The sequence below is a fragment of the Acinetobacter calcoaceticus ANC 3811 genome (assembly GCF_000399665.1).
In the GTDB taxonomy this organism is placed as follows: Bacteria; Pseudomonadota; Gammaproteobacteria; order Pseudomonadales; family Moraxellaceae; genus Acinetobacter; species Acinetobacter calcoaceticus_B.
Genome location: NZ_KB976986.1, coordinates 1,873,932 through 1,894,370 on the forward strand (window position 1 = coordinate 1,873,932; position 20,439 = coordinate 1,894,370).

A 20,439-nucleotide genomic window follows, 5' to 3' on the forward strand; every position below is an offset into this window, starting at 1 on the left:
AAATTCCTTTTTAAAAGCTATTACCTATAACAATAAAAATTAATCATCAATCCTTTCCTTCATTATTATATTAGCCTACCCTCTATCAATATAATTTCAAAAGAAAATTAAAATATATAAATGAATTAAATATTTTAATTGTCTATCTTTTATAGAATAGAAGCAGGCTAATTAATTCCAGCTCAGCGAGCAAGATTGTGTTTATCCATGTACCAATCTTGCGTTAGCGATAATATAGTATTCCTTCTTAAATTTGGTGAAATGTATAGTAATTTCCGCTTAATTAACAGCCATTCGAAAATGCTCAGTGGCTTTGAGTTTATTGACCACTTCTGGACTCGAAACCTGTTTAACTTGAACACTTAGCACCCGAACTAAAGCGCCATTTTCAATATTCAATTGTTTTGCTTGTTCTTTTGTTAACTGCAATATGTTTTGGTGCGGTTTGCTATACACAAGAATCGAGCGATAATTTTCATAATCATCATTGGCGACAATGTAAGCTTCATCCCCTACCGCAATATTTTCAGGTTGTTCAATTTGAACCGCTATAGACTGACTTTCTTTAATCGCCCGTAAATTTTCGATATCGGCCTGCAATGTCGCCCCACCATCAAAAATATCCACATACCCCTTATAGCGCAATCCTTCTTCTAGCAAGAGATTGTAGGCTGGTTGGGTATTTGGATGAACAATGCCTATCGCAGCTTTCGCATCGTCAGGTAACATGTCGACATAGAGTGGATGTCTTGGCATGAGCTCAGCAATAAAAGCCTTTTGCCCGACTCCACTCAAATAATCGGCTTTGGTAAATTCAATATTAAAAAACTTATGACCTACGGCATTCCAAAATGGTGATTGCCCATTTGCATCCGAATAGCCCCGCATTTCAGCAACAATCGTTTCTTCGAAATATTGGCGAAATGCTGACAGAAACAAGAAGCGAACTTTAGATAAAAATTTGCCATTTTTATTTAAGCGATAGTCTGGATCTAAAAATAGAGTACAAAGCTCGCTACAATTTGTATGATCATTACTCAAATACAAAGTTGGTAAAGCGTTATAAACACTTAAGGGTTCAGATGCATGAACTTGGGTTCCTACATGAAAGTTGTACCAAGGCTCTTTTAAACCAAGTGCGACTTCAATACCGCAAACACCGACAACTTTGTTGAGTTCAGTATCTTCTAAAACAAATAAATAGACCTGATCTGCTTTTGATAATTCGCCTGCGACAGTTTTACAAGCCCGCTCAATACGAGCAGCAAGTTTTTCCATATTGGGCTGCAAAGATGTCAAACCAAAACCCGCTTTTTTCGCCAACAGGTAAAGGTCATTAACATCTTTAGGTTCAATGTAGCGAATAATCATCATGCTGCTTGTTCATCCTTTTGAATTTCCACAAAGCGAGCAAGCGCACGTTCAAAGCGTTGTAAGCCTTCATCAATATCAGCCAATGGAATAATCAAAGATGGTGTAAAACGTATAACGTTTGGACCAGCAATCAGACTCAGTAATCCTTCTTCACCTGCAAGGTTATTAATATCTTTTGCTTTACCAGCAAATTTGTCTTTTAAGGCACAGCCAATCAGTAGACCTTCACCACGAATCGACTCAAAGATTCCATATTTTTCATTCAATTTATTTAATGCATTTTTATAGTAGTCATGACGTTCTTTGACGCCATTAAGCACTTCAGGCGTATTAATAAATTCAAATACTGCACCCGCAACTGCGCTTGCCAATGGATTACCACCGTAAGTCGTACCGTGCGTACCGACTGAAAAATGCTTAGCAAACTTATCAGTTGTTAGCATTGCGCCGACTGGGAAACCACCACCTAGTGCTTTTGCAGTCGTTAACACATCTGGAATAACGCCAGAATTCATGTAGGCATAAAGTGCGCCTGTACGGCCGACACCCGTTTGCACTTCATCAAAAATAAGTAAGGCACCAAACTCATCACATAGTGCACGCAAACCTTTTAAAAATTCGATGTCCGCTGGAATAACACCGCCTTCACCTTGGATTGGTTCAACAATCACTGCACATGTTTGCTCATTAATTACTGCTTTTGCAGCTTCTAAATCGTTAAATGCAACGTGGTTAATTCCGTTTGGAAGTGGTGCAAAGTCTTGTGAATATTTAGGTTGACCACCCGCTGAAACGGTAAATAAAGTACGACCATGGAAAGCATTATTAAATGCCACAATGCCGCTTTTACCCGCAACGCCACTGTCTAAACCAACTTTACGAGCTAGTTTGAGTGCTGCTTCATTGGCTTCAGCACCTGAGTTACAGAAGAAAACCTTGTCTGCAAATGTATTTTCTGTGAGTTGTTTTGCAAGGCGTAGAACGGGTTCATTGGTATAACCATTGCCTACATGCCAAAGTTTTGTCGCTTGTTCTGTTAAAGCATTCACTGCCACTGGATGCGCATGACCTAATGCGTTTACTGCAATCCCGCCTGCAAAATCGATATATTCTTTATTTTCTTGATCCCAGATACGTGAACCTTCACCACGTACCGGAATGAAATTTGCCGGTGCAAAAACTGGAACCATCCACTCGTTAAAGTCACTACGTGAAACTGCAAAATTATTCATTTTATCTAGTCCATTAAATTAAAATTATGAGGGTTAGCTGATGACCCTATTATTCAAAATCAAATTGATTCACAAAATTTGTAATTCAGTCAAAAATGAATTATTTTTTACCAATCTGATAATTGACAATTACAATATGGATAACATTGATCAAATTATTTTAGGTTTACTTAAAGATAACGCACGGATGTCTGTTACCGAGTTAGCCGAAAAAGTTCACGTTTCACGCGCAACCGTCAAAAAGAAAATCGAGTATTTGGAGTCTTCGGGCATCATTACCGGATATACGGTACGGTTTAAACCTAATGCTGAACGGAATGTCATCCGTGCGTGGATGAGCATTATGGTTGAAGGCACTAAAGCACAGTCTGTGATTAAAGAATTACGCCTAGAAAGTGCCGTGGAATGTCTACATAAAACCAATGGCAAATGGGACATTTTGGTCGAGCTACGCTCTGACACCTTAGAAAACTTCGACAAAGTTTTAGAAAGAATTAGGAATATTTCAGGTATTTATAACAGTGAAACCAGCATTCTGCTTGCGAGTCATAAAACCTGATAATTCACTTTAATTTCAATTAATAAGAACTCGAAATTGATGAGCTAAACACAAGGTTTGGCTCATCAAGCTGCTCTCGATTAGCAAAATTCCTCTATTGTCTTTCATCAAATCTACTGAATTAGTACAACGATGAGCCTGCTCTAAAAATATTCAATAAATTTTTAATTTTTTAAAACAATAAAATCAAAAACTTAAAATCTAATTTGATTTAAATTCCAACTTTTTTCACTCACTCCTCTTATTAAAGCATTTGACAGAAAATTTAAAACATAATACATATAGTATTATATGTTATATGTTAAAAACCTAAGGACAAGGTATAAAAATGGCTAAAACTCAACTAAAACACTTTATTAACGGCGAATATGTTGCTAGCAAAGGAAATGATTATTTCGACTTAGTCAGCCCAGTGACTGGTGAAGTTTATGCACAATCACCAAATGCAACTGAGGCAGAAGTTGATGCAGCTTATGCTGCTGCAAAAGAAGCATTTAAAATTTGGGGACGCAGCACACCTTCAACTCGTCAAAAAGCATTACTGAATTTGGCAGATGCTATTGAAGCAAATGCGGAGCGTTTAATTGAGGCTCAGAGTCGTAATACGGGTCAGTTAAAACACTTAATTGCATCTGAAGAAGTAGGTGCATCGGCAGATCAGGTTCGTTTCTTTGCAGGTGCTGCCCGTTTACTTAATGGCACAGCTTCAGGTGAATATTTAGAAGGCCTAACCTCTTCTATTCGCCGCGAACCAGTTGGTGTAGTTGGTCAAGTTACGCCTTGGAACTATCCACTCATGATGGCTGTGTGGAAAATTGCTCCTGCTTTGGCTGCGGGTAACACAGTGGTACTTAAACCAAGTGACACAACACCAGAAAGCACCCTTTTACTGGCAGAAATTGCTGCACCTTTTTTCCCTAAAGGTGCATTTAACGTGGTGTTAGGCCAAGCTCAGGTAGGTTCAAAAGTTGTATCCCATAAAACCCCTGCACTTGTTTCTATTACAGGTTCGGTTCGTGCCGGATTACAAGTTGCAGCTTCTGCCGCTGCAAATTTAGCAAAAGCTCACCTTGAGCTTGGTGGTAAAGCACCTGTCGTGGTTTTTGAAGATGCGGACATCGATAAAGCAGTTGAAATGATTGCATTAACCGGCTATTTCAACGCAGGCCAAGACTGTACTGCGGCAACACGCGTGATTGTGGCTGAAGCAGTTCATGATGAGTTTTTAGGCAAATTAGTTGAAGCTGCAAAAAATACCCGTTTTGGTGAACCCGATGATCAAGATGCACTTTATGGTCCACTCAACAATGCTAACCAATTAAAAAATGTTAAAGCCTTTATTGACAACTTGCCTGCTCACGCCAAAGTTGAAACAGGCGGAAAACAGGCAGACCGCCCAGGCTTCTATTTTGAACCAACTGTTATTAGTGGCTTAAAACAACACGATGAAGCCATTCAGAATGAAATTTTTGGACCAGTGATTACCGTTCAAAAATTTACCGATGAAAATGATGCAATTGAAAAAGCCAACGATATTGAATATGGCCTAGCTTCAAGTGTTTGGACCACAGATCACGCCCGCGCAACTCGTCTGTCTCGTGAACTCGATTTCGGTACAGTTTGGATCAACACCCATATTCCTCTCACCGCAGAAATGCCACACGGCGGCTTCAAAAAGTCAGGTTATGGTAAAGATTTATCTGGCTACGGTTTTGAAGAATATACCCGTGTTAAACATGTGATGAGTTCAAACGAATAATAACAATGAGTTGTGAAAGGAGATCAAAATGAATAAACAAGAAATGAAAGACTTGGTGACTAAAGCCCATCACGAGCTATTTAATTTGCACGACACTACTGCTTTGGATCGTTATTTTTCTGAAGATTTTATAGAGCACTCACCACTGGTTGCAAATGGTGTTTCAGGTCTTCGCCAACTTGTAGAAGACTGCCCCGACATGCAACATGAAGCTGTGCGTGTATTGGCAGATGGTGACTTGGTCGCAATTCATGGCCGCTTTCAGGGATTAGATGAAAACCCTTTAGTTGGTTTTGATATTTACCGAGTGAAAGATGGCAAAATTGTGGAACATTGGGATGGACTGGTAGCAGAAGCAACGCCGAATATAAGTGGTCGAACACAATTAGATGGTCCAACCGAAATCGTGACTCACCATGATTCGGAGAAGAATCGTAAGATTGTGACCTCTTTCTTTAAGAAATCATTAATTGATGGCAATTACGAAGCATTTAAAGAATACACCCACAACGATCAGTTCATTCAACATAGTCCAGATATTGGTGATGGTGTTAAGGCAGTCATTGATTTTTTGAACAATATCCGTAATGAAGGACAAGGTTTGGTATACTCCAAAACTCATCGCTCCATTGCTGATGGTCAATTTGTATTGACACATTCCGAAGGAAATATTGCTGGAAATCGACATGCCTATTTTGAACTGTGGCGTGTAGATAACGGCAAAATTGTTGAACTTTGGGATGCAATACCAGCTGTGCCTGAAGATGAACAGGCAGTCCATCAATATGGCGTGTTTTAATCATTTATCCGTTTCATTAAGCTAAGTCACTGACTTAGCTTTTAGAGAATTCGCCATGTCAGCATATACGATAATTTTTGCACCTATCGCTCAGGCAACTCGATCGGAACAAGTTGTAGAACGCTTGGAAAATGCAATTATCTCTGGATTGCTCAAAAGCAATGAACAACTTCCTAACGAGGCGGATCTAGCTCGCTTAATGGGAGTGTCACCCATTACCGTTCGTGAAGCGTTAAATACTTTACGCGTAAAGGGTCTGATTGATACACGACGCGGGCGAAACGGCGGAAGCTTTGTTTGCGAGTTACCTTCCGATTTACTCTTAAACAAGCATCCTCTACGTCAAGCTTCAAATGAATATCTGGCTGATTTAGGTGAGTTTCATAGTGCAATTTTAAGCCATGGTGCATATTTGGCAGCACAAAGAACCACCGAATATGAACTAAACAAAATCAAAGAGCTTATTGAACAATTTGAACAGGCCGTTGAAGCAGACACACGAGCGCAACTTGATTTACGTTGTTTGCTGACCCTCACCTCTTTTGCTCAATCAGCTCGACTGGCAAATCAAGAGTTAACCATACAAGCCGAATGGGCACCGCTCATTGCTGTGCTTTACCAAGATGATCAATTTCATCAACTGGTCGTTGTGCAATACCACCAACTTTTATCATCTTTTGTTCAAGCCAATGAAGATGATGCTGTTATTCAAGCACGAAAAATAATTTCGATGCTAACGGATCAAATGCTTCGATATAAGTTATCTATCGAATAAAAATAATAAAACAGAGCGCTTATCAAATATCGAGTGAGAAATACGGAATTTTAGGAGTTATAGGAATGACCCAACATTTAGATATAGAAGAGCTTCAAAATTTGTTAAAGACGGTGGTTGAGGAAACGACAGCCATTACAGAAAATCTGGCAACCAAAGCGAGCAAAATACTATCCAAACATGAACCTGAAAAAACAAAAGACGTTAAGCTTTCAGGTTCAGAACGTTCAGCATTGCAAAAAGAAATTAAAAAGGCCTTACAAGAAAGCCATTACAGTCAAGGTATTGGCTTTGCAAGTTATAGCCCTGCAACGCAAGAAGAACAAGATTATTGGACACTAGAATGGTGGTATAAAAAAGAAGATCAGTTACAACAAGCCAAACTTGAAAACTATCAAAATGCTCAGCGATTTTTAGATTTTCGCTCTTTTGAATGGTTCCATAAACCTGCTCAAAATAAAAGTCCGTGCATCCATGGGCCTTACGTCGACTATATCTGTAATGGTGCATATACCATCACTCTTGCCCATCCGGTCATGATTCGTGATCAATTTATCGGTGTAATTGCCACCGACATTTTAGTTTCAGCACTCGAAAAACTACTCATGCCGAAGCTGAAAAACATCAAACAAAAAGCAATCGTCATCAACGATTCTTCTCGAGTCATTACTTCAAATGACGTCACCATCAGAACAGGCACATTATTTAAAGGTCAAAAACCCGAGCAGGTTCTCTCACGACCGTGTCAATCTTTCCAACTGGTCGTGATCTAGAGCGAAGTCAAAGATATAAATATTTGATCTTACTTTAGAGCATCACCAAGGCGAAACAGCACCTTAAGCCCTAGCTTTTGTACAAACTTTCTCCAGATAGACGTGTTTATTCAGGTCTAGGGGAATTTTTGGCTCAAAAATAGCATCGCTTTTCCGGATGAAAAGCAAAACAACGAAATTTGAGGTTGAAATGACATGGAAAATAAAACGTCTTCCTTAAAAAAACTGTCTCTTTGGCAAGTCACGATTATTGGTATTGCCTACATGACGCCCATGACGGTGTTTGATACTTTCGGTATTGTCTCTGGCATTACCAATGGACATGTACCACTCGCATATTTACTCGCACTTGGTGCCATGCTACTCACCGCTTGGAGCTATGCAAGATTCAGCAAAAATTCAGAAAAATCAGGCTCAGCATATAGCTACACAGCTGAAAGTTTAGGACCTAAAAGCGGTTTCTTTGTCGGCTGGTGTTCTCTACTCGATTATTTATTATTACCCCTCATTAATGTTTTGCTAGCTGCAATTTATCTCACAGCCCTTATTCCAAGTCTGCCTTATTGGTTTTGGGTGTTTGTATCGGCGGGTCTAGTCACTTTAGTAAATTGTTTCCGCATTCGGTTACTCGCCAATTTAAGTCTCGTGTTTGTATTTGCACCCATCATACTCATGGTCATTTTTGTTTATTTAGTGATTCAGGGTATTGGCTCGACTCAAGGTTATGAGCATGTGCTTACGTTGGCCCCACTCTGGCATGAGCAGCAATCTATACTACCGCTCGTTGCGGGTGCCTCAGTTTTGTGCTTTTCATTTTTGGGCTTTGATGCGGTTACCACACTCTCAAATGAAACCAAACAACCTACTAAAAATATTCCCAGAGCAGTCATGTTAACAACACTGGTTGGTGGGTTCATTTTCTTTACAGCCGCTTGGTTTATTCAACTTTATTTTCCAAATAATCTGCGCTTCCAGCACCCTACTGAAGCACTGCCTGAAATTGTACTGTATGTCGGTGGTGCATTCTTCCAATCCGTATTCTTATGCGGACAAATTATGAACACAGTCGCCTCTGGCCTTGCCTCACATGCCAGCGCTTCGCGTTTACTGTATATAATGGGCACCGATAATATTTTCCCTAAAAAGTATTTTGGGACAATTCACATCTCCTTAGGTACACCATTTTTTTCGGTTTTATTTGTTGGTCTTATTTCAATGTCCGCGGTTTTTCTAGATTTAGCACAAGTCGTAAGCCTCATTAGCTTTGGTGCACTAGTCGCTTTTACAGCTGTAAATTTCTCAGTTTTTATGAAGTTTTATATTAAAGATAAACAGCGCTCTGGGTTTAAAAATAAATTTCTAAATCTCTTTTTACCATTTATCTCAGTCATCAGCATTATTTGCCTCTGGCTTAACCTTGATTCATCTTCACTCACTTTCGGATGTTTCTGGTTATCGCTAGGTATTCTTTTATTTATCTATAAAACGATTAAAAAACAAAGTATTGCAATTAGTAATGCTTATTAATTTTTAAGGAACTTTGTCATGAATATTATTTCTAAACCGCAACTTTTAAAAGACGTGCAATATAAACCAAGTAAATCTCTACAAGTGGGCAAAGAGTGGAGCTGGTTAAATCCAAAACATGCAAAATTTGACACAACAAATGTAGAAGAGGCAGCCGTAGATAATCCAGCGAACTACTATGAAAGCTCACTTTCTGATTGGCATACATTTGACAGTTTACAAGCTGATATTGAATGCGATGTGGTGGTTATTGGCGGTGGCTTATTAGGTTCATCAAGTGCATTACATTTAGCTGAACAAGGCGTAGATACGGTCTTATTAGAAAAAAATCGCATTGGTAGTGCCGCTTCTGGTCGAAATGGCGGACAACTTACCCCCGGTTTAGCTCGCTGGGAAGCTCAAGAAATGGCCGACCGCTTAAGCTATGAAGATGCAAAAAAACTCTGGCTTTTTACCTCCACAGAAGCGATGCAACTGATTGATGATATCTCAGAAAAATACCAGCTCAACTTTGACCGAAAACATGGTCACATTACTGCCGCCGTTCATGAAGGGCATTTAGTTGGTTTAACACAAGGCGCCGATGCCCGAAAATATTTAGGTGAAGACCATACGCGCATTGTAGGTAAACACGAACTCATGGACTTTATTAAGTCGGACTACTATACGGGTGGTTTAATTGATGAGTTAGGCGGACAGATTCATCCTTTAGCTTTGAACCGTGGCTTAATTTATGGCTTTTGCCAAAATGGCGGTACTGTTTATGAACAAACAGAAGTCATTTCAATAGAAGAAAAAGCAGATGGTATTTATGTTCAAACAACAAATGCTGTTGTGAAAGCTAAAAAGTCTGTGGTGTTGGCGGTACACCATGCTTCATTTAAACTTTTATCAGAGCAAAACAATACTACTATTCCGTTTTACACCTATGTTGCAACGACTGCCCCACTAGAGCTTGATACAAAAGAGCTTTTGCCATTTGGGCATCCTGTTTATGACACTCAGTTCCAGATTGATTACTACCGTCCCGTGTTTAACAACCGCTTACTGTTTGGTGGCCAAGGCACAGGAACATGTTGGGGACCAGAGAAAACTTTAAATTATCTAGAACATCGAATTCATACGGTTTTCCCTCAAATTAAAAATCTAGAGATGGATTTTGTCTGGAGTGGTACCACTGATTTAACCGTAAATGGTGCTGTCGATAGCCGTAAGTTTGGTAATAAATTCCCAATTTATGCTGTTCACGGCTGGAGTGGTCACGGCGTTGCACAGACGGTACGCATTGGTAAAGCCATTGCAAATGACTTTGTTGGGCAATCTAATGACTTCGAAATGTTATCTAAAATTGACCATCAAAATATTATGTTTGGTCGTACCCTTGCTCCCGTTGTTATTCCACTCGCAAAAAGTATGTATGGCATCGGTGCAATGATTAACCCGGGCAAAATGGTGTCTTTCTAATTTAGAAAAACTTCATTTTTCTAAAAAAGGATTCGTATAGGGCTGTGCGAATCCTTTTTTATTTAACTGAGTAAAATCCTTTTCAAATTAGGTTATCCCTAACCAATCTATTACAATAGCATCAGCTTTTTTATTCAGCGCATATATTTTGAGCAACTCATCTTCCCAATTAAAACGCGGACTTAAAAATCGCCACATCCAGCTAATCGCTATGGGTGGCGCTGTCGGGACAGGTTTATTTTTAGGCTCTGCACAAGTCATCCAGTCTGCTGGTCCTTCTATTATTTTAGGTTATGCCATTGTCGGTTTGGTCGCATTTTTAATTATGCGCCAAATGGGTGAAATGATCGTAGAAGAACCTGTGGTCGGTTCCTTTAGTTACTTTGCACAAAAATATTGGGGAAGATTCCCCGGTTTTCTATCGGGCTGGAACTATTGGGTGGTCTATATTTTGGTCGCGATGACCGAACTGACAGCAGTTGCTAAATATGTGCATTACTGGTGGCCTCATATTCCTGCTTGGATATCAGCCTTATTTTTCTTTGTTTTGGTCACGTGTTTGAACTTGGGCAACGTTAAATTTTATGGTGAATCTGAGTTTTGGTTAGCCATTATTAAAGTCGCGGCGGTTATTGCAATGATCGTGTTTGGCTTATATTTATTGCTCACCGCAGGTAGCGATTCTATCGCTAGCTTTTCAAACCTATGGCAGCATGGCGGATTTTTCCCGCATGGGTTCTCGGGCCTGTTTTATATGCTTGCCTTCTTAATGTTTGCTTTTGGTGGTATTGAACTGATTGGGATGACTGCTGCTGAAGCCGAAAATCCTGAAAAAAGCATTCCACAAGCCATTAACCAAGTCATCTTTCGAATCTTGGTTTTCTATGTGGCTTCGCTTGCTATTATCATGTCGCTTATTCCGTGGAATCAGCTTGACCTCGGTGGTTTAGATAAAAGTCCATTTGTGATGATTTTTAGCCAGCTTGGTATTGGCTGGGCAGCGCATTTGCTTAACTTTATTATTTTAACGGCTGCACTATCGGTTTATAACAGCGGTATGTACGCAAATAGTCGTATGTTATATGGTCTAGCAGTACAAGGCCACGCATCCAAAATTTTTACAAAAGTCAGCAAACAAGGGGTTCCAACACCTGCGGTTATCTTTTCTTCTATTCTTATTTTTGGTTGTGTATTACTAAACTATTTTATCCCAGAAGAAGCTTTAAGCTATCTCATGTACATGGCTGTGGCAGCTTTAGTTTTAAACTGGGCAATCATTAGTTTTACCCATTTGAAGTTTAAACGTGCCATGAAACTTGAAGGTAAAGTTGTCAAATTCCCTGCACTATTTTCACCTTTAAGTAATTATATCGTTTTGATTTTTATTGGCATGATTTTATACATCATGTGGACTCAAGGCTTTGAAAAATCAGTTATTTTAATTCCAATTTGGATTGTATTTATGTTTGGATTATATAAATTTTTAAATTGGAAAAAATCGCTCTAATATTAAAAAAAGGCTTATTCAAACAGGATAAGCCTTTTATCCTTGAATAGCTCATCTCCCTAAGTAACTTCAGAAAATCTACTCAAAAAACCATTCACATTCTATTCATCATTATTAAATTGTTCTCTGCTAGACACATGGATATGTAACGCTAAGTCATTCTAAAGTTTGGTTTTTAATGGGATAATTATTAAAGTACAAGTGTTTACATGATCTATAAATATTTGTGTCAATGTTCAGCTAAAATCGAAGCAGACCAGTTTATGGTTGCAATCATCGATCAGGCAAAGCGCTTAATGATAAGTATTGTTTTACCCACTCTCTGATTCAAGCCCAATCTACTGTGTCACTCAATGATGAAAGACAGGAAATTTTATGGAAAAAGCTCTGCAATGTCCTAAGTGTGGTTCTACAGAAGTTGAAGCACGTGACCATGACAAATTACTTAGAACAACTGGCGGTGTTTTATTAACAGCTGCTGGCACAACGGCAGGCACTGTAGGTGGTGCAGCCACTGGCGCCACTGTGGGAGCAGCGATTGGTACTGTTGCTGGCCCTTTAGGTGTGATTGTTGGCGGAACTGTAGGAACTTTTGTCGGTGCAATTAGCGCAGGTATTACTGGCGGTGTAGTTGGCAATATTTTTGGTAAAAAAGCGGGCGTGATGATCGATAAAAATATTTTTCAGGATTATCGCTGTCTAAAATGTAAATATCGCTTTAAGCAAAAGAAGTAATATTTATCTAAGTTAAGCTCAGGTTTAATTTATTTAAGAAATAAGGAAAGTAAGCAACTTTGGTTACTTTCCTTTCCCATTCGTCCTTATGTTTCCTATCACAAAGAAATAAAGAATAATCTAATAATTTTTCTCTTTCATCTGGCTTGTTTGGATCTAAAAGCGGAACCATTGCCCCATCAAACAAATAAAAACATATGCGCATCTTGTTTTGAAGCATTTGCATTGGTTGTTAAAAGCAAAGTATAGATTTCATTAATAGACCAGTTTCTATAGTCAACTACGGTCTGATACGCCTTTGGATGTGTTTTCGCAATTTCAAAAATAGCCTTAAAAGGTAACTGATAGAGTCCTTCTAAATCGGCATGTAAAAAGTGAATTTTCCTGTAGACAACACCTAATACCCTAGAATCTAATTTTGATTATTAGATATTACTATTTCTAAAATTAAAATTTAGGCATTTACCTCCATATCGAAATTCTCATCTAAATTAGGCTCATATAGAATAAATTTATCATTATATCCCTCAATAAAATCCCATTTTTTAGCTTTTTTTGCACGTTCTTCATATTCAATAGCACGTTCTATATTTTTTTTAAATCCATCTATTCCTAATTTGTAAACAGTTGATAAAACATATAAGGCATGAGGTTCACCCATATTTGCTGCTTGTTGATATAAAGGATAGCATTTGGAAAAATCGCCGTTATTATAATACCATTCAGCTAAAGCTGAGATAGCTGGTGGAAATCCTAGATTTGCAGCTTCTTCATTTAATTTCAATGATAACTTCTTTCTAAAATTACTCTCACGACCACTGAACAACATACTAAATAATAGTAAAGCCTCGGGATCGCGAATATTAATTAATGGCTGAAGTATTTTTTTAAGCCTGCGTAAACTTATATTACGATCGCTATTGTAGTGTTCACGAAAATTTTTCAAAATTTCATTTCGATTATTCATTCTTAATCTCAGTTACTATGTGGAGTTATTTTCTCGCCTTTTGGTGTTATACACTTACAAGCAACATGATGAATATTACTAAAACCTTGAGGTAAACTTGACACTGCTACTTTGACTGCAATTGCTTTAGCTTGAGCTATTGTATTTCCTATACCTACTCCAGAGCCATAAGCTCGTTGCCCTTCACAATTTGTTCCTTGCGCCCTACAGTGACATACATATTTCCCTGATTTCTTCTTAGGCCATTCAACAGTAGGAGCATTATCTGAAGTATTAGGCATATTATAAATTAAACTAATAGCCAAACCTAAATTAACGGTTTCACCTAAGCCAAGAACTGGAATTGCTGCCGCCAGTCCCTCCGGATCAACTAAAGATAAAGCATTCGCTCCAACATACCCATAAGTATTTAATCCACCCTTTAAACCTATCGGGTCACTTTCAATATAACGTCCAGTGATCGGGTCATAATCACGGAAATAATTGTAAAATAAGCCTACTTCCGCATCATAATACTGTCCTGCATGCCTAAGTGGGAAAATGAGATTTCCTGTTGGTAATACATCACCAAACTGATCACCTTCCCAACGCCATACAATTTGATTGTGATTATCAGAGATCGCTCTCGGTGTACCTAAATGATCAGTATGAACTCTCAAGATTTCATTTGGATATTGATAACTTCTTAAGCCCACTAAACGATTTTCTAACCAGATATATTCTCGTATCACGGCACCTTGTGGTGTGTATTCGCCAAGTAACTGTCCATTTTCATCATAAACAAATAAAGTTTGGGTTTGGTTACCTGCATTACTACCAATTTTTTGAATACGTTGTCCAAAAGCATCATAAATATTAAAACTACTACTCGTCCCAGTACTAATCTCTTCACTTCGCCCTTGTGCATTATAAGCATAACTTCTTACCCCATCATTGGTGATCTGACCTGTTGCCAAATAGGTATATGTTCTACTGTTCTTTCCTTGGGTAATGCTATTGATATGGTTATTGCCTGTCTGAATGACATAATTTTCCGTCGTATTAACACCATTTTCGATTTGATTACGAACTAAACGGTTACTATTAGCATCATAATTATATTTAAAAGTTTTGGTTGCTAAGTTTTGTTCAATTAAACGGCTCAATGCATCATGCGTGTAGCTACTGCTAATATTGCTATTGTTCGGATCAGTAATAGCTAAGATTCGATCTGCAACATCATAGCTATAGTTCTTTTCATAGACATTTGGCATGAATATCTTTTGAATTCTTCCATCCAAATCATATTGAAATTGTACTTGGTCACCTACCTGACTATATGTCCAACCTTTGATACCATTGGCAGAGTATTGAACATTACTAATAAATGACTGATTATTTAGCCTTATTCCAGCTAGTTGTCCCTTGTCATCATAGTCATAGTTGACAATATTACCGCTTGGTAATCCTACCTGACTAAGTTTTCCACCTAAACTATAACCATAATAAACCTTAAGTTCAGGCGCGGCATTTTGCTGCGTAGTCAAATATTTAATCGTTTTCCGCCTAACCTGTCCCAAATCATTATAATTAAAAAATATTTCTGCCCGTTTATTATTTGCCTGCGCTAATCTACCTTGATCTTTACCTGTCTGCCCATAGGCAAAACTAGTATCTTCATATTGATCTGTACCATCAGTATATTGATCTTGCTGTAAAGTAACTCGTCCTTGGGCATCATATTGGTATCGATGTCTACGCTGATTAGCATCCACTTTTTCCAGTAGTTTGCCGTTTTGATATTGGTAAGTACTTGTGCCTGTATCTGGGCTATTTTGTTGGGTCATCTCACCAAAGGCGTTATATTGATAAGTCGTAGTCCCACCTTTAGCATCAATGACTTTTTTAAGTTGGTCTAAAGCATCGTATTCATATTGACTGCTTTGGTTCAGTGGATCAGTCTCTTTAATTTGACGGCCCAACACATCATAATTATAACTATAACTTTGATTGAGGGCATTTTTATCACTAACCTGTTGGTCATAGGTATTATAGGACAGGGTTTGAATCTGTTGGTTATTACCTAATGTTTGTTGTAATCGTCCGAAGTTGTCATAGACTTGCTGACTTTTGGCTTCTAACTGCCCTGCAACCCCATAAACATCGGTTTGAATAATGTCTCCATTATTATTCAAGGTATAAACTGTACGATTGCCGGATTGGTCTTTAACTTCTGTTAAACGGTGTGCACTGTCATATATATATTCAATTCGTTCCCCATCTGGCATGGTCGCAGCAGTCAATAAACCCCGTTGGTCATACTCAAAACTCTTGATTGCTTGCTGTGCAGGGACAGGATTTACTACAACAATATATTTTTGCTCAGACTCAGTATAGGGTGTATTTTCGTCAAATAAGTTATACATGGCATTCACTAGAATTTGCCACCAACTCAAACCATCTTCACTATTTTGTTGTTGTAAGTTGTCACTCGTGATTATTTGTTTTCGTTGAATTATTCTTCCTGCGTCATCATAAACCAGTTCAGTGACTAATCCTGTACTAGTTTCAATATGAGTAGGCTGCCCATCTGCATTGTGTTGACTATATGTCGTTACAATACCATTAGCATCTGTACTGCTTAGCAAATTTCCCTTCTTTCCATCATATTGATATGTCGTAATTTCCCCATTTGGTATTGTCTGTTTAGTCATCTGACCGAAGTTATTGTATTCATAACTCCAAGTCCGAGTTTCTTGAGTAGTTGAGTCAATAATAGATTTAGTTAAAGCATTACCTTGTGCATCATAAGTATATGCAGTTGTTCTAATCACCAACCCTTGTGAGATTTCTTGTATTTGAATTGGTTTGGCAAAATCACTATGCCATGTGGTATTAATCGTTCTTTCTTGTGGCGTACCCACCGCTTCTATGCGAGAGATTTCAAGGTTACGAGACAGATCATAGGTATAATTAGTTGTTAAACCTTTTTCAATTTTTTTGGTAACGTTGCCTGCAATATCATAAGTATTTTGCTGCTGTAAAACATTCCCCCTAAACTTGTAATTAATTTTAGATATGTCTGATGCAGAGTTATAACTATAGTACCATTCGGTATTATTAGGATCTATTACCTCAGTTGAGCTGTTATTATAGATTAAAGTATAGCGTTGAGTATTGTCAGCATGTTCAGTAAATATTCCACGATCTCGAGCATCATAAGCATAGTTAGCGTATCTTTTGCCTGTTTCATCCGTAATTCCTGTCAGCAGATTCAAATTACCTGAGGGCGCTACAGTACTATTTTCACTATAGTGGTATATTTTTGTACCATAACCTGGCCGTGTGACACTAGTTAAACGATTAGCATCATCATATTTATAGATAATTTGCTTATTATTAGGCAAAGTAACTGAGGCAATTGAACCTTGGGAATTATAGTTAAATTTAAGTACATACCCAAATCTATCCACAACTTGGCTTAATACATTATTTATATAGCTCAAGTCATAAATTTGCCCATTATTATACTCAACTCGGATAAGTCTACCATACTCATTATAGATTTCTTTTTTCTCATCAAGATAAGTAACTTGCCAACAATTATTAAATAAAGATTTAATTGTTATTTTTTTATTTTGATTTATTTTAAATAAAGTTTCAGTAGCATTTTTTTCAATGTTAAAAGTAGTTTCAGAACCATCCTCACCAACAAGCACTCCCCAAGTATATTTAATATTTGGTTGAGTTTCTTTTCTTAAATATTCAAATTGATCAATTTTCTCACCATTGTCAGGATTTGGCATATACATCACCAACCGGCTATTGAAATTATGCGTCCAAATAGGAGAGGAATCAGTTCGACTAGGTAAGCTTTGAAAAGTTCGATAAAACTTAAAATCACTTGTAGGAGATTGCCAATCTACTTCTCGCTGATATTTATTCCCAGTCATAATTGAACAAGGATTACCAACACTTAAGGAACATTGCCGAGGTGGTGATATAGGCCTACAGTAAAATGGTGGCACCTTCTTATAATCTATATCAACCTTAGCTGAATCTTGAGGACATTGCCAACCCACCTTCGGTCTACGTTTATAAAATCCCCACCCCCATTCATTAGTCCAATTTTGACTTGGATTTGAGGATTTATGGACATACGGGCCATAAGTATTTAATCGAACTAAAGAGGGAAGATCATTCAATGGTACGTCAAGAACAGATAAAATATCCTCACTTTTAATATAATAAGCACCCACTTCAGACAAATCCCAGTTATTTGAGTTTGCTTCATATTTAAAAAAATCTTGTACAACTTCAGCTAATGTAGAGCGGCCTTCGGGTGGCGTCATATTAGTCGCACTGGAATAATTCCATGGACCTGTATAATGTGGTGGTATTGGAGATATACACTCAGATGTCCCTGAGTTCTGCATACATGTACCTGCATAACTTAAAGAGACTACCCCAGTAAACATTATTAAAGCAAAAAAGTTTTTTTTCATTTTTATGAAGAAATTAAAACACTTACAACATTGTAAACTTTAGTAAATATTTTTAAAAGTCCTATAAATTATTTTTATTATGACATTAACTTGATTATAGAAATCTATTTTAAATACTTACTAAGATTATTAAAAACAACTCCAAACTCCCTAACTTCTAGGATAAGACTGCAGTAGACCATGTGTTATAGCACCTATAGAGTATAGTGTTTTAATGCTGAGAAATCATATTTTCAAAAATAAAGATCTTTCCATCATAACTTATAAAGAAAGATTTATTTACTCTAAGTCTGCATCAATCATTACTTTAATCCTGTCAAAGATTTGAACTGATAATAGTACAAAAGGATAGTAAGCTTGAGTACTCTAGTTTTCTTAAAATTCAGATAATTTTTAAAAACTAGAGTACTCACAATTCTAGTACAAACAGAATTAATTAACTCAAACTAAGTATTGATGACATGGCTTTGTGCAATTCATTTTCCGCCGATTCAATTTTGTTGCTTTGCCAAGCAATATAGCCATCTGGTCTGATCATGATGCAAGCATTTTCATCATTGCCCCAAGAGCGGGACAGTTCTCCATAAGAGTCTTCAACGTCTCTTTTTGGACCTACCTGTATAACGTTAATATCCAAGTTAAGCTGTTTATTCAGATTGTCTACAGCAAGTTTCCATTTATCACCTTGTAACCAACAGAACAGCGTAAACTTTCCATTTCCGATTAAGTCTAAAGTTGATATTTTTTTATGATTTTTGACTAGCCATACATGAGGAAGTTTATGGCCAGAGGTAAATGAAGGATAATAATGAAGATCTTCATCTCTACTAGAATCTATTTTATTTTCAATAGCAGACTCTCCTCCAATAATTGCAGATGAATAATACCGTACGTTAGTTTCTACTCCTAAGGCAGCAAATTCATAAGCTTTATATTCAATTGCAGATCTTAAATCACGGCGTTTAACAGCACCTTTTTCATTACCTTCGCTTAAGGCATTTATGCTTCCTTGCATCGTCTCTGTACTGTACTTTCCATCTAATTCTAAAGCAGAAAATATTGTAGAGAACTCTTTAACACTTTGATTTGCTCGTTTAACAATTCGCTCACCAACAGGTGCTCGTTCTTCATTAAAACTGTCTAATAAACCACTACCCGCTTTGCCATTTAATACAAATGCTAATTTCCAACATAAGTTATAAGCGTCTTGAATAGATGAGTTTGAACCTAAACCATTCGAAGGTGGATGACGATGGACAGCATCACCAATGCAGAAAACTCGCCCTTTCGAATATTGCTCTGCATACATTTCATTTACTGTCCATAACGACTTACTACTTATGTTTATTTCAATGTCGTTATCACCAATAAGCTGCTTGCAAATTGCAATCGCTTCATCATCAGTAAGAGAGGGTTCTTCTTTTTCAATGTCATACCCCCAAACAATCTGCCATTCATTCCAAGGTCTGACCATACGCAACAACCCTAACCCGATTCCTCCAATATTTGCTCCAGGTTGTATAATCCACCACAGGTATCCAGGTCGATGTGAAACGTATTTTGTTAAATCGGCTTTAAAAATAATACTGATACTGCCATTTTTCCCCATTTTACCAGCCATAGGTAAATCTAAATCTTTTACGACTTTGCTGCTCGACCCATCAGCTCCGATTAAATACTTACAACGAATTAAGTATGTTTGTTTAGTTAATCTATCTAAAACAGTGACTGTTACACCATCCTCATCTTGTACATGAGATAAGTATTCCGTATCAAATCTTGGATGACTCCCTCGTGATGCTGCATTTGAAAGTAAAATAGGTTCAAATAGATGTTGAGGAAGATCGCACTGTTCACAGGGACTCGCTTTAGCATATTCTGATATTCTTTCTGGATGATTCATTCCATAAGGAAAGCGTCCAGTTTCATCACCTGTTAAAGATGTGCAATAAACAACATCTCCCATGACTTCCTTCGGTGCAGCCTTGGCTATTACTTCATCAGATATCCCTAAATCTCGAACAATTTCCATAGTTCTTTGACTGATATAATGGGCACGCGGACTGTTTGCCAGCCATCTATATTTAGTTATTATGATATTTCTGATTCCATAACTACTTAACATAAGTGCAGCAGAAGAACCAGCCGGACCACTCCCAACAATTAAAACATCAGTTTCTAACATTTTTATCCTATTACTTACATATTTTTGACAGCTAAATAGTTATTACGTGTATTTAAAGAAAATAACCATTTTGAATATAATATTGCTTCTAAAAACTCTTTTAGATCATGGAGGTAAAAACTTCACAACATTAAGTATTAAATAAGTCTATAAAAGTTATAAAGCAGATTTTTAATAAAAATTGATATATCTTCACAGTTCAAGATTCTAATAAATAAAGGAAAATTTAAAAACCAAATGATCTAGAGTCTAAAATAAATATAACATTTAGATTTTATTGGTAGCATTGGCAAATCCCT

The 20,439-nt window shown here is 37.5% G+C and carries 14 protein-coding genes and 1 pseudogene; 9 read left to right on the top strand and 6 right to left on the bottom strand.

Features of this window, described 5'->3' with window-relative positions:
• Positions 1 to 279: 279 nt before the first annotated feature.
• Positions 280 to 1,374 (bottom strand): arginine N-succinyltransferase, encoded by a 1,095-nt coding sequence (gene astA / locus F935_RS10065; protein ID WP_016138837.1) that lies wholly within the window; start codon positions 1,372 to 1,374, stop codon positions 280 to 282.
• On the bottom strand, positions 1,371 to 2,606 hold the full coding sequence (locus F935_RS10070) for an aspartate aminotransferase family protein (protein WP_016138838.1): 1,236 nt from the start codon (positions 2,604 to 2,606) through the stop codon (positions 1,371 to 1,373). The genes astA and F935_RS10070 overlap by 4 nt, the downstream gene beginning before the upstream one ends.
• Before the next feature lie 136 nt (positions 2,607 to 2,742).
• Between F935_RS10070 and F935_RS10075 the strand changes: the two genes are divergently transcribed.
• The 9 genes from F935_RS10075 (at position 2,743) to F935_RS10115 (ending at position 12,504) form a co-directional block, all read left to right on the top strand.
• Entirely contained in the window at positions 2,743 to 3,165 is a 423-nt protein-coding gene (locus tag F935_RS10075) for an Lrp/AsnC family transcriptional regulator (RefSeq protein WP_035366510.1), read from the top strand.
• 328 nt (positions 3,166 to 3,493) lie between these two features.
• A complete protein-coding gene (locus F935_RS10080; RefSeq protein WP_016138840.1) occupies positions 3,494 to 4,924 on the top strand; it encodes a gamma-aminobutyraldehyde dehydrogenase in 1,431 nt (476 codons plus the stop codon).
• A 28-nt stretch (positions 4,925 to 4,952) separates the two neighbouring features.
• Entirely contained in the window at positions 4,953 to 5,723 is a 771-nt protein-coding gene (locus tag F935_RS10085) for a nuclear transport factor 2 family protein (RefSeq protein WP_016138841.1), read from the top strand.
• A gap of 55 nt (positions 5,724 to 5,778) precedes the next feature.
• Positions 5,779 to 6,498, top strand: coding sequence for a FadR/GntR family transcriptional regulator (locus F935_RS10090; protein ID WP_016138842.1), 720 nt, complete (start codon positions 5,779 to 5,781; stop codon positions 6,496 to 6,498).
• Between the two features lie 65 nt (positions 6,499 to 6,563).
• Positions 6,564 to 7,271 carry a cache domain-containing protein gene (locus F935_RS10095; RefSeq protein ID WP_016138843.1) on the top strand — a complete coding sequence of 236 codons (708 nt, stop codon included), beginning with the start codon at positions 6,564 to 6,566 and terminating at the stop codon, positions 7,269 to 7,271.
• 195 nt (positions 7,272 to 7,466) lie between these two features.
• Positions 7,467 to 8,798, top strand: a complete 1,332-nt coding sequence (locus tag F935_RS10100) for an APC family permease (protein ID WP_016138844.1) — start codon at positions 7,467 to 7,469, stop codon at positions 8,796 to 8,798.
• 18 nt (positions 8,799 to 8,816) lie between these two features.
• On the top strand, positions 8,817 to 10,262 hold the full coding sequence (locus F935_RS10105) for an NAD(P)/FAD-dependent oxidoreductase (protein WP_016138845.1): 1,446 nt from the start codon (positions 8,817 to 8,819) through the stop codon (positions 10,260 to 10,262).
• Between the two features lie 148 nt (positions 10,263 to 10,410).
• Entirely contained in the window at positions 10,411 to 11,769 is a 1,359-nt protein-coding gene (locus F935_RS10110; RefSeq protein WP_080645587.1) for an amino acid permease, read from the top strand.
• A gap of 375 nt (positions 11,770 to 12,144) precedes the next feature.
• Positions 12,145 to 12,504, top strand: a complete 360-nt coding sequence (locus F935_RS10115) for a hypothetical protein (protein ID WP_016138847.1) — start codon at positions 12,145 to 12,147, stop codon at positions 12,502 to 12,504.
• Positions 12,505 to 12,613: 109 nt separating this feature from the next.
• On the opposite strand, the pseudogene F935_RS19070 reads toward F935_RS10115, so the two are convergent.
• The 4 genes and pseudogenes from F935_RS19070 to F935_RS10135 all read right to left on the bottom strand — a co-directional run.
• Positions 12,614 to 12,890: pseudogene (locus F935_RS19070) on the bottom strand (TetR family transcriptional regulator); the annotation flags it as partial.
• 68 nt (positions 12,891 to 12,958) lie between these two features.
• Positions 12,959 to 13,471, bottom strand: coding sequence for an SEL1-like repeat protein (locus tag F935_RS10125; RefSeq protein ID WP_016138848.1), 513 nt, complete (start codon positions 13,469 to 13,471; stop codon positions 12,959 to 12,961).
• A gap of 8 nt (positions 13,472 to 13,479) precedes the next feature.
• Positions 13,480 to 17,886, bottom strand: coding sequence for an RHS repeat-associated core domain-containing protein (locus F935_RS10130; protein WP_228253327.1), 4,407 nt, complete (start codon positions 17,884 to 17,886; stop codon positions 13,480 to 13,482).
• Between the two features lie 505 nt (positions 17,887 to 18,391).
• On the bottom strand, positions 18,392 to 20,140 hold the full coding sequence (locus F935_RS10135) for an FAD-dependent oxidoreductase (RefSeq protein ID WP_016138850.1): 1,749 nt from the start codon (positions 20,138 to 20,140) through the stop codon (positions 18,392 to 18,394).
• Between the last annotated feature and the right edge of the window lie 299 nt (positions 20,141 to 20,439).